15 protein-coding genes are annotated in these 12,584 nt (G+C 33.4%); 3 read left to right on the top strand and 12 right to left on the bottom strand.

The annotated features are described in order from the left end of the window. Positions 1–160: 160 nt before the first annotated feature. Entirely contained in the window at positions 161–988 is an 828-nt protein-coding gene (queF, locus tag CSQ88_RS07485; RefSeq protein WP_099397482.1) for an NADPH-dependent 7-cyano-7-deazaguanine reductase QueF, read from the top strand. A 410-nt stretch (positions 989–1,398) separates the two neighbouring features. On the opposite strand, the gene CSQ88_RS07490 is transcribed toward queF, so the two are convergent. The 11 genes from CSQ88_RS07490 to CSQ88_RS07535 all read right to left on the bottom strand — a co-directional run bounded on the left by CSQ88_RS07490 (position 1,399) and on the right by CSQ88_RS07535 (position 9,246). Continuing rightward, positions 1,399–1,767, bottom strand: a complete 369-nt coding sequence (locus CSQ88_RS07490) for a hypothetical protein (protein ID WP_099397483.1) — start codon at positions 1,765–1,767, stop codon at positions 1,399–1,401. 306 nt (positions 1,768–2,073) lie between these two features. Beyond that, positions 2,074–2,490, bottom strand: coding sequence for a hypothetical protein (locus CSQ88_RS07495; RefSeq protein ID WP_099397484.1), 417 nt, complete (start codon positions 2,488–2,490; stop codon positions 2,074–2,076). 37 nt (positions 2,491–2,527) lie between these two features. Continuing rightward, entirely contained in the window at positions 2,528–4,219 is a 1,692-nt protein-coding gene (gene mobF / locus CSQ88_RS07500; protein WP_099397485.1) for a MobF family relaxase, read from the bottom strand. After that, on the bottom strand, positions 4,216–6,654 hold the full coding sequence (locus CSQ88_RS07505; protein ID WP_099397486.1) for a type IV secretion system DNA-binding domain-containing protein: 2,439 nt from the start codon (positions 6,652–6,654) through the stop codon (positions 4,216–4,218). The genes mobF and CSQ88_RS07505 overlap by 4 nt, the downstream gene beginning before the upstream one ends. A gap of 19 nt (positions 6,655–6,673) precedes the next feature. After that, the gene (locus tag CSQ88_RS07510) at positions 6,674–6,928 is read right to left on the bottom strand and encodes a hypothetical protein (RefSeq protein WP_143449445.1); all 255 of its coding nucleotides are present in this window, start codon (positions 6,926–6,928) and stop codon (positions 6,674–6,676) included. A 457-nt stretch (positions 6,929–7,385) separates the two neighbouring features. Then, the gene (locus tag CSQ88_RS07515) at positions 7,386–7,700 is read right to left on the bottom strand and encodes a hypothetical protein (protein ID WP_099397488.1); all 315 of its coding nucleotides are present in this window, start codon (positions 7,698–7,700) and stop codon (positions 7,386–7,388) included. A gap of 15 nt (positions 7,701–7,715) precedes the next feature. Beyond that, positions 7,716–8,228 (bottom strand): hypothetical protein, encoded by a 513-nt coding sequence (locus tag CSQ88_RS07520; RefSeq protein ID WP_099397489.1) that lies wholly within the window; start codon positions 8,226–8,228, stop codon positions 7,716–7,718. A 105-nt stretch (positions 8,229–8,333) separates the two neighbouring features. Continuing rightward, on the bottom strand, positions 8,334–8,483 hold the full coding sequence (locus tag CSQ88_RS22930) for a hypothetical protein (protein WP_180273578.1): 150 nt from the start codon (positions 8,481–8,483) through the stop codon (positions 8,334–8,336). Positions 8,484–8,489: 6 nt separating this feature from the next. Continuing rightward, positions 8,490–8,690, bottom strand: a complete 201-nt coding sequence (locus tag CSQ88_RS07525) for a hypothetical protein (protein WP_099397490.1) — start codon at positions 8,688–8,690, stop codon at positions 8,490–8,492. Between the two features lie 2 nt (positions 8,691–8,692). Further along, on the bottom strand, positions 8,693–8,878 hold the full coding sequence (locus tag CSQ88_RS07530) for a hypothetical protein (RefSeq protein WP_099397491.1): 186 nt from the start codon (positions 8,876–8,878) through the stop codon (positions 8,693–8,695). Continuing rightward, positions 8,875–9,246 (bottom strand): hypothetical protein, encoded by a 372-nt coding sequence (locus tag CSQ88_RS07535; protein ID WP_099397492.1) that lies wholly within the window; start codon positions 9,244–9,246, stop codon positions 8,875–8,877. The genes CSQ88_RS07530 and CSQ88_RS07535 overlap by 4 nt, the downstream gene beginning before the upstream one ends. A 1,652-nt stretch (positions 9,247–10,898) precedes the next feature. On the opposite strand from CSQ88_RS07535, the gene CSQ88_RS07540 reads away from it, so the two are divergent. Both CSQ88_RS07540 and CSQ88_RS07545 read left to right on the top strand, forming a co-directional pair. Beyond that, on the top strand, positions 10,899–11,174 hold the full coding sequence (locus CSQ88_RS07540) for a hypothetical protein (protein ID WP_099397493.1): 276 nt from the start codon (positions 10,899–10,901) through the stop codon (positions 11,172–11,174). Then, a complete protein-coding gene (locus CSQ88_RS07545) occupies positions 11,171–12,082 on the top strand; it encodes a DNA adenine methylase (protein ID WP_099397494.1) in 912 nt (303 codons plus the stop codon). The genes CSQ88_RS07540 and CSQ88_RS07545 overlap by 4 nt, the downstream gene beginning before the upstream one ends. Here CSQ88_RS07545 and CSQ88_RS07550 read toward each other — a convergent pair. Beyond that, on the bottom strand, positions 12,075–12,431 hold the full coding sequence (locus tag CSQ88_RS07550) for a hypothetical protein (protein WP_218963030.1): 357 nt from the start codon (positions 12,429–12,431) through the stop codon (positions 12,075–12,077). The two genes, CSQ88_RS07545 and CSQ88_RS07550, sit on opposite strands and share 8 nt — an antisense overlap. Positions 12,432–12,584 lie beyond the last annotated feature (153 nt).

The raw sequence follows: 12,584 nt of genomic DNA on the forward strand, positions 1-12,584 counted from the left end.
GATAACGCGGGAATAACGGCATTTTCAGCACAGGGTATTTATAAGCCCCACGCCCTTATTTCCACATTACCCCGCTTTTAAAAGATAAAATACGGCGTAAATGATCAGATGCTGCTGCTTAATTGCAGCCATCTGATTTAATCCACTAAAAGGAGCGCTCGTGAGCGACGTTGAACTCTCCCCACTGGGAAAAACAGTTAGTTATATCACCGAATACGAGCCAAGCCTGCTCTTCCCTATTTCGCGCACGGGCAAGCGCGAGGAAATTGGCGTGGGTGAAACCCTGCCATTTATGGGCATGGATATCTGGAATGGCTACGAGCTGTCCTGGCTCAATAGCCGTGGCAAGCCGCAGGTAGCGATTGCAATATTCAACATCCCAGCCAGCAGCCCGAATATCATCGAATCAAAATCATTTAAACTTTATCTGAACAGCTTTAATCAGACCAAATTAGAAACACGCGAAGCCTTACAAAAGCTGCTGCAAGCCGACTTATCCGCAGCAGCTGGTGCAAACGTTAGCGTACAGCTGATTGGCCCGGAGCAATTTCATCAGCAGCGCCTTGCAGAGCTCGATGGCTATTGCATTGATAACCTGGATATCGAAGTTAATCAGTATGCCCCGCAGGCCGGCTTATTAAAGTGTGACAACGGGGACACCACCATCACCGAGTCTTTAACATCCAATTTGCTTAAATCAAATTGCCTGGTGACCGGCCAGCCCGATTGGGCCAGTATTCAAATCAGCTATACCGGCAAGCCGATTAATCGTGAATCCCTGCTGCGCTATTTAATCTCATTTCGTAATCATAATGAATTTCATGAGCAATGCGTAGAGCGCATTTTTGTCGATATCATGCGTGATTGCGCGCCGATGAAGCTTGCCGTTTATGCCCGCTACACCCGCCGTGGCGGCCTGGATATTAATCCCTACCGCTGTAATTTCAGCGGCCCGCTCCCCGGTAATCTGCGCGGCGCGCGGCAATAAGCCATTAACCCGAACCATTAAACAGGTAAACAAATTATGAGCGAAATCGCAACCTTAGCCGGCGGCTGCTTCTGGTGCACAGATGATACATAAAAAGCTAAATCTCTATAAAAATCAACGGATTACGGTGTTGTGGGTTGGGTTAAATTTCGGGATCGGTGCAATTTTTGGGCAAATTGTTTTAGGTTGGTGGCTCTAAAACGGTCTACAAGCTCGTAACGGTTCTAGCTGGTGTGCTGGTCTTGGCTGGTGTCTAAAAGTGCCTTGTAGCTCGTTTCTGTGGCTCTGGTGTGGGTGTAGCAAGTGTTACAAGAGCAATAGAGAACGGACGGAGCCGTTTCCCTAACGGGACAATACAAAAAATGGAAATAAGAAAGGACTCTTTTTAGAGTCCTTTTTTGTTTTCATCTTTAAAAGACAGATAAAACACTTTCATTTGATGTATCACGGTTAAGAACCTTTTTTAAAGTGTCAATGTTTCTTTGTAGGTTATCAAGTTTTCTAGTTCCACATCTAACATAATGCTTTATAAGTTTCATCATTTCATCTTCATTGCATTCTATAATATTATCAATGAACTTTAAAAACTCTTCCTTGCTGTATTTGTGTTTAATGACTCTAACTAATTTTAAGAAAGTAAAAACATTCTTATTATAGTATTTTTCTAAATCTTTCTTCTCATAAACAAAAATATCGACACAATCACTAATGACACTTCTTTTGTCGTATTCGTTTAAATCTTCAAAATAGTTAATTACCTCACTCTTAATTTTTTTCATAAAGTTATCTCCTTGTTAAATTTTAATTATTTCTACAATTGAACTCCACAAGCCAAAAACATTATTAAATCTTTTGGTAACATCAGCCTTACTGACAGACTCATAAATAAGTTCGTGCTTATCTTTTGAATTGTTATCAGTAAAAATAACTTTGTATTTATTTAATTTCATAAATTGCCTTTCTTTTTAGTTAAGAGCCGTGATATTAACATAGATTTAATTTTAGATCAAGTTCTTTTAATCATTTCTTTTAAAAAGATAAAGAAAATAAAAAAGAACCTTTTTTAAGGTTCTTTTCTTTTTTCTTCATTCATCATCTAACTTTAAGTCTAGGATTGATTTACCTTGCTTTCCCTTTGGGTCTAGTCTTGTGTCTTCCATTTTTTCGGGCATTTCTTCAAGATAGATAGCTCCACCAAATTTTTTATCATTAAGTGAGTGCAAAAGCTTTAATATTTTCCATTTAATAGCTTTACACTTAACTAAATCCTTTTCCTCTTGTTTTGTTATTGGGGTTTTTTCCTCCCATTCTCTCCAAACTCTACAAAAAATTACTTGGTCTTCTAGTTCTTCTAAATAAATTGTGTAGTCTTTTACTCCATTTATATAGAGTCTTGTTTTATTCTCATTAAGAAAATGCAAAACATTTACTTCTTTAAGACTAAAAAAGTCTGCTATCTTTTCTAAACTGTTTTTATCTATAATATTGCTTTCAAAGCTCATTTTTATTTTCTCCTTATTATTATCTTATAATATTAAATTATCTTGTTCTTTCAAGCTCTTTTTGTAATTGTTTTTGTTGTTGTGTTTCTTCAATCATTCTTTTGGCTTCTTCTTTGTTTCTTTCTTCTATCATTTTAGATAGTTGACCTTGTAAATTGTTAAGCTTCTCTTGTAAAACATATCTTTCAGGGTCATTAGGTTTTAATTTAAATAATCTTTCTTCTAAACTTTTGATAGAACCCATGAGCTCATGCATAGATTGAACTGCACTAATTGAGCCTGTATGTTCTTTTGAACCATTAGAGCTAGTGCCGTTGTTAGCTTGTGGCTGTTGCTGTTGCTGTTGCTCTGGCTGTTGGCTTTTGGCTTCTTTATGCTCGTTCTGTGGCTGTTTAGATGGTGTGTTTTCCTTGCTGTCCTTAGATTTTTCTTGTTCTTGTTTCTCTCCTTTCGGTGGTTTAACCTTCGGCATTTTTTTAAGTCCACCTTTTTTCATATCAATAGAATTTTTTATTTGTGCAGATTTAATTCTATTGTTAGCTTCTCCCATTTTCTGCATATCGTTTTGATAGCTTTTAGATGTTATAGCCTTTGAATAATATAAGGCTTGTCCATCTTTTGATTTTTGATTTGTCTTTACTAATGATTTATCTTTAAAAATTTCTTCTTTCATCTTCTTTTGGTCAAAATCAAAAACTTGTCCTTTTTGAGCTATTGCAATATCAATATGTTTTGATGTAAAAGTAGATGATTTAGAAATTTGACAAGCTTTTCTTAAAATATCTTCTTTTGTAATATCTTTTTTGGGTTCCTTTGGAAGTTCTCTAACTGTTTCTAGTGTGTCTCTTGTTAATCCGTGCTTATCAAGTCTAGATTTCCATTGTTCCTTTAAATCTTCTAATTGATAGTCTCCCTTTGCTTGTTTCTTGTTGGCTTCCTTCTGTTTTTCTTCATAAGTGGCATTTTCTCCAATACTCTTTTTGATTTGTTCACCTCTGCCTGAAAAATCTTGTCTAACTTCATCGCTTAAATGTTTAAGCTTCCATCCTGTTTTACCTTCTTCAATTTCAAACCCTAAATCTCTAACACCTTTCGCCATTACTTCTTGTGCTTTTGAGCCTATAAGTAATTTGTCGTTAAAAACTCTCCCAAAATCTACGGCTTTCATAGTGCCATCTTCTGATGGCTGGTAATGTCCATAGACATTATGAGAATGTCTGTGTGGGTCTATTTTTCCGTCTTGTTCTCTGGCTGTCTTGTGTTGCCAGGTTGCACAGATAGCACCGTCTACGGGTGTAAATTTCCCGCTTTCTCTGGTGGTTAGTCTCTTTTCTATCTCGTCTCTCATTGTTTCATTTGCTTTTTCCCATATTCCATCTAATTTTTTTGTCATTTCTGGATCATCTGCATAGACTTCACACAAAATAGTAAAGTCTTTATTAGCATTTAAAACAAAGTCTTGTGCTTTATTAGCTTCTGGCTGTTTGTTTTCATCATCATTTCTTACATGAGGACTTAACTTTTCATTGTGGTTATTAGGATTTCTACCATCTAAATAATTCCAAAATTGCTTTTGGTTTACTTCTCCTTTTAATCCTAATCTATCGCACCCTTTACCGTGCCATTGTCCTATGCCTTCTACTTGATTACCTTGTTTATTATAGTAATCGTCTCTCATGTATTCTTTTGTATAATAGTCCTTGCTTTTTACATTGCTATTGCTAATCATCTTTCATTCTCCTTTTTTCTTATTATTTTTCTTTTCTTCTTGTTGTCGCTAGACTCTTTAATAACTAGCTGGTCTTGTTCTTCTCCTTCTGGTTTCTCTAAAAGTGCGTCCAATGCTGTTAAAGCATTATCAATAGCTCCTAGGGTTCCAGTGTGATCAATACCATGTAAAGCTGTTTCTTTTAAAATTTCGCTTGTAGCTTCTGCAAAACCTTCGGCTTTCTCTTCTTTCTCTTGTTTATCTTCTTGTCTCTTATTTGCTTCATCAGTTGGAATTATTTTTGCTACATCATCACTAGATTTTGTGTTCGCTAGTTTTTCTTCTTCTTGAAGTTTTGCAAGTTCTTCTTTTGCTTTCTTTACTCCTATTAAGTCTTTTCTTTCTGCAAGCTTTCCAATTAAATTAGATTTTGTTTGAATTTCTCTTGCTCTGTAAATGCTTTCTTGTTCTTCATCTGTTAGGGTTATTCTTCTTTCTTTAAAAAATAAAGGTTGTTTTATTGTTCTATTGAACTCATCTTTATATATGTAAGTTTCTAAACCTTCTTTATTTTTTATAATAGTTCCATTTTTAAGCATTTCATTTCTTCTGTTCTCACAAAAATTTTCACAGAATGGGAAAAATAAATTAGCAGTTAATTTTGTTTCAAATAGTCTTATAGCAACATAAACACCTATTTCTTTACTGCTATCTTTTCCAGTAATCTGCCTAACAAGACCTAAATTGTCTTGTATCTTTTGCCATGTGATTTCTTCAATTACTGGTTTTTTAGAATAGCTAATTGTTTTCTTTCTTTTTCCGTCTCCTGAGTCTGTCCAGCTTGAACTAGCTTCGTTATCAATGTAGCTAACTTCTCCACAGATATTTTTTATAAAGTCTCCGTCTTCTGGTGAAGCTTGGGCAATTATTTGAGTATGAAAAGAGCCTAAAAACTTTTGACTGTCTACCTTGTTTCCTTTAAGACAGCTTGTTATCTGGTGGCTGTTTTGTCCTGCTACTGTTGCAATGTTTCCAAACTTTCTACCTTCATTAATAATCTCAATCCATTTATTCATATCAATATTTTTTGCAAAATTTGGGAACTCGTCTAATACTTGATGAACTCTTACACCATTCTTTTTAAAAGTCTTTTCTCTTTCATTACTCAACAAAAAGACACTTGCCATGTTCACAAATAAGGCAATATTTATCTTGCTGACTTCTGCATATTCTTTATCACTACATAAAACAATCACTTGTTTTTCTGGTAATGGATTGCCTTTCTTGTCTACTTCTGGAATGTCTAAACACCATTTTCTTAAATCAAAAGGCTTTCTATTTCTCTTGTAGAAGTTGTTTAAGGTGCCTAAGTTTGTTAAAGATTTTGTGATACTGGCAATGATTGAAGCTGTCATTTTTTCGGCATCTTCACTAATAGTAAAACTAGCTTCTGGGTAATAAATGTCTACCAATTCTTTAAATTGATAGATTTGTGTTTTACTAACAAGCTCATTAATCCATTCGTCTAGGTTGCTTGTGGTCTTGTTTTTTCTAGCTAGTCTCACTACTTTTCTAAGGCTTGCTGTAAGAATGTAGACTGCTCCATTCTCAAAAAAAGCATTATCACTAGACTGGTCTACATAGCCGTGAACTGAGGTTATGACTACATCAATAAGGGCGTTTTGTTGGTTTAGGTCTTCTACATCAAGAGTCTTAAAAATATCAATAAAGACTGAGTCTTCGCACCAGGGTGCTGATATTGCATAGGTATAACCTGATTTAACAATGATGTTTCTAGGTCCATCGTCTGGTGCATGAATGATAAGTTTTGTTCCTCTTTCTAACTCTGCTTGATAGAGATAGAAAAGAAAAGCTGACTTGCCAGAGCCTGCAATACCTAAGATTAATTTAGATAAGTTTGTAGCATTTTTATTTAGATATATTGGATTAAATATGTCTCCTTTCTTTCTTTTTAACTTAAACAAGCCAAGGTTTAAATATTTATAACAGTCTTTTTCTGGAACTAAATTAAGACCTGTTTTGTATAAAGTATTATCTTTTCTCTTCTGTGTCTTGTGAAATTCTATGTTTGCTTCTATTGAGTCTTCAAAGTAAAAGTTTTTAGAACTGCTATCTATTACTCTCTTTGAAACAGGGTAAACATAGTTTGCCATTGCATAAATTCCCGCGACTGCTGACACTAAAATATTGAAAGCAAAATAACCTTTTGCTATCTCGTCTCCGTGTAAAAGTCCCTTTGCCATTTCAATTAAGCTGTAATGCTTAACGACAAAAAATAAAAAGCATAATGAAATAAAAACGAATGAGCTAACTAAAAAAAGTATTGAAAAGTAATCACTCAAATAGGTTCTTTTTTGTTTTGCTTGTAAATCATCATCGTTTATTCTTAATCTAAAACGGAATACTTTTTGTATTTCTTCTTTATTGTTCTTCATCTTGGTAACTCCTGAAATCTTAAACTATCTCTGTATTGTCTAGAACATTTTTTATGTTTTCTAAGTCTGTTGATATGGTTATTTGATTATTTAAAAGCAATTGAACTGCTTCTAAAATTTCATAATGAACCCTGCTGTCTTCTTTTTCTTTAAAAAATTCTGTAATAGCTTTTTCTATAACTTCTATCTGGTCTATGTCGTTTTTTTCTGCATAGTCTTTAATAGCTACATGTAAAATGTAATTAATCTTTATTGTTTTTTGAACTTTTTTCATACCTTTTTTCTCCTTTAAAATTATTGTTTTGGTATTTACTTTTAATGTTATCAAATAAAAATCAAAAGTAAATACCAATGGCAATACTTAAATAATTACCTTTTACTAGATTTTTCCTAGCTCCTTTGGTATTGCCTTTGAATTAATAGCTTTATATACATTACCGAAAGGTAATGCCTAGGCTCGCCAGAGCAATTAACGGTTTCCGTTAATTTGGTGCAATCGGAACGATTGCTATATGTGTAAGAACATTATTTAGGGCTTTACGATTTTGAAAAAGTCGTAAAAAAAACATAAGGAATGTTCTCAAAAGCACTCTAAAAAAAGTTCAAGGATTAGCAAAAAAAAGTTTTCATCAGTTCAAAAGGATTTAATGAAACTTAGTTGAGTAGTCCTGTTCTTTCGTATCTATGGGCAAAAAAAAAGAGCCGTTAAGCTCTCTTTCTTCGTCTAGTCTTCATAAATTTTTTTCGTATTCAGCTAGTTTGTTTTTAATATCTTCTTCGTTTGAGTTTCTATAAATCTTTGGGAAGAAACTAGCAATTGAGCCGAAAAGAATTATTGTTATTGATGTGCTTACAATAAGATTTTTCTCTGTTGTCAATCCGAAAGTTTGAAAAAATAAGAACAAAAGAAATAAACTTAAACAAGCCTGATAGCTAATGAGAAAGCTAAAATAAATTTTTCCGTCTCTGCTTGTCTCTATGTTTTCTCTTCTTATTTCTTCTAATTTTCTTTCAAGTCTTTTCTTGGTGTAGTCATTATTAATCATTTTCTTTTCTCCTTATTATATGATTATGTTTCTTTTTTCTATCTTTGCGAATGGAACAAAAAAAGTTTTTCTTTGCTTTATAAAGATTAATTCTTTTAGTGCTTCTCTCTGTTTTTCTAAATTGTCTTCGTTTCCTATGTGGTCAATGTCTCTAAAAATATCAAAAACTTTTATACAGTTTTGCAAGACTCCAACTTTAATAAACTCCGTTTTTTTAAACATTCTTACTTCATCATAAGTCAAGCCATCTTCAAAAATTTGTCTATATGCTTTCTCTGGTCTTTTGTTTCTGTAAACAAAAAATTTGTCTGTGCTAGTCTTTTCTTTTGGCATCGCTATTAAACAATAAAGAATATTAGAAGCTCCTGAAATTGCTTTCCAATTGCTTATGCTTGGCTTTCTTGGTTCAAGTTCTGCACTGTTTCCCATGTCGTAAGGTGTTAAATGGTAGTAAGTTCCATAGACTTCAAAAACTCCTTTACCGTTTATTTTCTTGTTGTGGTTGATAAATTTTAATAAATCAAACATTTTTTTTCTCCCTACATATAAATTTTCTTAAGCTCTCTTTGATGATTTTTAAGCCGTCTATTAGTAGCTTTTGACTTTGTAAACTTTCCATTTTTTATTTCTCCTTTATCTAAATATTGAATTGCAAGTGTCTGTTTTATGGCATTTTGCTGGCTCTTCTTTGTAAATTGTTAGACCAACATACAAAGGGAATAATATTAAAAACATCATCCCAGCAATAAGAAAAACTCTATTTTGTATCTTTTCTTTTTTCATATTATTTTACTCCTTCAAGTTATTAGTTATGTTTTTTAGCAATAGCTTTTTATCTTCTAAAATTTCTTCAAAACTTTTGAAAGTTTCTAAAAAGTAGTCATAAGTGATTTCTCCTTTTTCTAGTTGCTCTCTAAGTTCTTTAATCTCGTTTTCCAAAAAAATTACTTGGTCTTCTAGCTTTTTTATTTTTATTTCTTTAAACAACATCTTTATTCTCCTTTGTTTCTATTTTTAAAATATTCTTTTGCTTCATTCTCTTTCATTGTTTTTCTATGGCAACTTATAAGATATTCGTTAAAGTGCATATTGAGTCTTTTTGCTTCTTCTAAAATTTCTTCTATCTCTAATGGTGTTCCATAAAAAGAGTATTTTATTTTATTTCTGTGATACTTCATTTTTTATCTCCTTTGTTTAATATGCTTTCTAATTCCTTCTTTAATGTGCTGAACTTTAACAAAAGTCCCATTTTTTCATCTGTTAAACTTTCTCTGTCTTCTTCAAAAGGATTAAATCTTTCTTGCTCGTCATAGTCTGTTAATTCGTCTTCGTCTGGCGAGTAATTGCTAAGGTCTATTCCGTTTTCTTCTCTTTCTTCAAGTTCTCTATTTAGAATTAATATCAATCTTTCTAAATTTTCTATCTGTATAATTAAATCTAACTTCTTTTCTTTAAGTCTTTCTAGCTTGCCTGATTTATGGTTTTTAAAACATTCAAGATCAAAATCTGTCATGGCTCCTAAGATGTTTATTATTTCATCATTCATTCTTATTCTCCTTTTAATAATGATAATTTAATAATACTAAATTAAAATGAACTGTCAATGACTATTCATTAAAAAGAAATAAAAAAAGAGCCAAAAGGCTCTTATTAATTTAAACTTTAATTTTCTTATTTAAGTTCTTTTATTATTCTATTTGTTCCAAGTTGCACCAGGCTAAAACGAGCTCATAGAACGGTCTACAAGCCGTTTTTTTGATGGTGGGTAGGGGTGTGGTGCTTGAAGCTGTAAAAATCGCTTCTAGGTGGGTTTCTGTCGGTTTTGGGTGTGTTCACCATCATGGTGCATGATTACGACCGTAGGTCTACGGTGTCTAGTCTGCAAGCTCGTCTTGCTTTCGGGAAATTGTGCAGAGTGTTAAAGACTCTTTTTGTTCTTGATAAGCTTTTGACTTAAAAAAGAAAAATAATAAAAAATAGTAGTGGATCAAATGGATTGTTTATAACTTATGAACCCGTAGGGCTATCAATAGCTTTATGCTGTTGATAGATAAGTTATGAACATGGAATGCGAAGTGTCTTTATCTGTTGGTAACTAATGAACCCGTAGGGCTATCAATAGCTTTATGCTGTTGATAGATTAGTTATCAATAGATTGTCTCTTGAAAAAAAGTTTGAAAAAAATCGCCGTGCCATTTTTTTATTCTTTGCTTCTTTGGGTTTAATTATTGTTTGATAGTGTTATTTTATTAAAGTGCTTTTGCTCTTTATCTATCTTTTGATATGGATTTAATCTTTTTGCTCTATGAGTTTAATTAAATATTATAATAATATACTTAATTAATCTTATAGGGCTTTGCTTTTTTCTAACGAAAAAAGGCAAAGCCTTACCCTTACGATCTTGAAAAAGTCGTTTGCTTTGCCTTCTTTCTTATTTTCTAAGAAAAGGGTTAAGAATGATATATAGCCATCTTAACTTGGTGGTTTCTTTCAGTTTGCTAATAAACTACTTACAGGGTATCCACTCTCAGCCTAAACCTTTTGCTTTGTAAGCCCTAACTTCTCGCTTTGATGTGCTGGCATAGACTGCACATCATCAGTAATCTGTAAGAGACTCCATAGCTTTTAATCTATGGCTTTTATGTTATTGGACTCGTTCGCTTGGCTGTTGTGGTATTTCTTCGCCTAATACCGTAGGTCTTATATTATGCCTAATCGCTCTAAATTTGCCTTGCTACTTGTATTTAATGAGTCATGCTGTTTTAGTCACATAAAAGACTGATTGAATACTTTTAGGCTTTAAATTGCTTTATTGCCTAACTTCTTCCTAGATTAACCGATAACTGGGATTAGGTCTTTTTTAATCGTTTGATTACTCAAACTGCCTAACGACATATAACACTTTAATCTATCTTACTACCAAGGAACAAAATTAGATTACCTATTGACTTTAAAAAAGAATTAAACTAATATAGTTTTGTTCGGTGGTAATATATTTATAAGAAATAAAATTGAACTGTCAATAGTTTTTATAAAATATATTTTGAAGACTTGGTAACTCTTCACAAAAAACAAAAAAAGACTAGTGCAATGCTAGTCTTTTTTTATTGGTTTCCCCTATTTCTTCAAGAAGTGCTTGCAATCCGTGGGACTCGACGTTAGCATGCGTTAGCATGCGACTACACCAAAGGAGCTCCTATGTCGTGGAACAGACAGCACAGCAATATTGAAGAACTTATGGTTAAGGTTCTCAAAAAGCATAAAGCATTGTCATTGCAAGAGATTGTTGATTTTCTTGGTAAAAGTGAAGATGTTCCTTTTACTGGAAAGACTCCATCTAACTCTTTGTTTTCTATTATTTATAGAAGAGAAAAAAGAAGAGAAGATGGGAATGTGCCAAAATTGTTTTTAAAAGAGATTGTTAAAGGTCGCTCTCTTTACTCATTAAATCCAGAAAATAAGGAATACAAGTGAAAAAAGCACCGCATGCAATCCCTTACCAAGGTAGCAAAAGAAAGCTTGCTGACTCCATACTTTCTTATATGGATTTTGAGATTGATACTCTGTATGAACCTTTTGCTGGTTCGGGAGCAATTACATTAGCTTCTGCAATTAATCAAAAGGCTAAAAGGTTTGTGGTTGCTGATAAGTTAGAACCACTCGCAGAACTTTGGAAAATGATTGTTGATGAGCCTGAAAGATTAATTGAAGAGTATTCTCTTTACTGGAATGGTCAACTTGAAGACCCTGCGAAGTATTTTAGAGATGTAAGAGAAATTTATAATAATACAAAGTCTCCTTCTGCTCTTTTGTATCTCGTTGCAAGATGTGTAAAGAATGCAGTTAGATTTAATGGCAGTGGAGAATTTAACCAAGGTGCTGATAATAGAAGACTTGGAATGAAGCCAGAAAAGCTTGAAAAGGAAGTTAGGGCAATGTCTCGGCTTCTTAAAGGAAAGATTTCTATTAAAGGTTGTGATTTTAGGCAGGCAATCAGTCAAGCAACAGATAAAGACTTGGTATATATGGACCCGCCTTGGCAAGGAACAAGCGGTAAAAGAGACCCAAGGTATGCTTATCTTTTGAACATAGATGAACTTATTGAAGAGCTTGATAGTCTCAATAAGAGAGAAGTCCCATTTATGTTAAGTTTTGATGGAACTTGTGGAGATAAGTCTTATGGTAGTGATTTGCCAGATTTTCTTAATTTGAAGAAAGTTTTGCTTAATGCTGGTCGTTCAAGCCAAGCTACTCTCTTGGGAAGAGATGATGTAACTATTGAGTCTCTATATCTTTCTCCTGCCCTTGTTAAAAAAACAAAAACGGTGTCTCACATAAAAGAAAACCCCCAACTTGATTTGTTGGGGGTTGGCACTACTTAATCATTTTCTTTAATTCTTCTTGTATTGAAGAGTTGTTTTTAATGGCTTTTTTCTTTAATTCCTCGTAGAGTTCTATGTCATTTCCATTAAATGTTAAATCAACTCTTCTTTCTTGTTTTGTTGCGATGTGTTCAAACTGTTCTGGGTAAGCCCAATAACAGGTTTTGCACACATTAATATCTTTCGTTGTTAAATAATTTTTGCAATGTTCACAAGCCCAAGATTTTTGTCTTTGTGCCGAACCAGATAGAAGCATGAAATCGTCAGGGTTTCTTTCACTCCCTGTATCGTCACCTGCAACTCTATAAGGTATTCTGTGGTCAATCTGTAAATGTGTTTCATCATACATTTCTGTTGTGATTGCACATCTAGAACCTCGGTAATTGTCAAGATAGTTGAGATGTTTTTACGATTTAAGCGACCTGTAATTCCTCGCTTGTTTTAGGCTCAATAGCCCGGTCGGGGTTCAATTGCACTTCATCTTGCCAGCTCCAGTTCCGAG

It is taken from the genome of Iodobacter sp. BJB302, from assembly GCF_002735645.1.
Taxonomy (GTDB): Bacteria; Pseudomonadota; Gammaproteobacteria; order Burkholderiales; family Chitinibacteraceae; genus Iodobacter.

What these genes read in the sequence shown, in the direction of transcription:
- CSQ88_RS07490 (WP_099397483.1), bottom strand. Translation starts at nt 1,767, where the DNA reads ATGAAAAAAATTAAGAGTGAGGTAATTAACTATTTTGAAGATTTAAAC.
- CSQ88_RS07495 (WP_099397484.1), bottom strand. Translation starts at nt 2,490, where the DNA reads ATGAGCTTTGAAAGCAATATTATAGATAAAAACAGTTTAGAAAAGATA.
- mobF (WP_099397485.1), bottom strand. Translation starts at nt 4,219, where the DNA reads ATGATTAGCAATAGCAATGTAAAAAGCAAGGACTATTATACAAAAGAA.
- CSQ88_RS07505 (WP_099397486.1), bottom strand. Translation starts at nt 6,654, where the DNA reads ATGAAGAACAATAAAGAAGAAATACAAAAAGTATTCCGTTTTAGATTA.
- CSQ88_RS07510 (WP_143449445.1), bottom strand. Translation starts at nt 6,928, where the DNA reads ATGAAAAAAGTTCAAAAAACAATAAAGATTAATTACATTTTACATGTA.
- CSQ88_RS07515 (WP_099397488.1), bottom strand. Translation starts at nt 7,700, where the DNA reads ATGATTAATAATGACTACACCAAGAAAAGACTTGAAAGAAAATTAGAA.
- CSQ88_RS07520 (WP_099397489.1), bottom strand. Translation starts at nt 8,228, where the DNA reads ATGTTTGATTTATTAAAATTTATCAACCACAACAAGAAAATAAACGGT.
- CSQ88_RS22930 (WP_180273578.1), bottom strand. Translation starts at nt 8,483, where the DNA reads ATGAAAAAAGAAAAGATACAAAATAGAGTTTTTCTTATTGCTGGGATG.
- CSQ88_RS07525 (WP_099397490.1), bottom strand. Translation starts at nt 8,690, where the DNA reads ATGTTGTTTAAAGAAATAAAAATAAAAAAGCTAGAAGACCAAGTAATT.
- CSQ88_RS07530 (WP_099397491.1), bottom strand. Translation starts at nt 8,878, where the DNA reads ATGAAGTATCACAGAAATAAAATAAAATACTCTTTTTATGGAACACCA.
- CSQ88_RS07535 (WP_099397492.1), bottom strand. Translation starts at nt 9,246, where the DNA reads ATGAATGATGAAATAATAAACATCTTAGGAGCCATGACAGATTTTGAT.
- CSQ88_RS07540 (WP_099397493.1), top strand. Translation starts at nt 10,899, where the DNA reads ATGTCGTGGAACAGACAGCACAGCAATATTGAAGAACTTATGGTTAAG.
- CSQ88_RS07550 (WP_218963030.1), bottom strand. Translation starts at nt 12,431, where the DNA reads ATGTATGATGAAACACATTTACAGATTGACCACAGAATACCTTATAGA.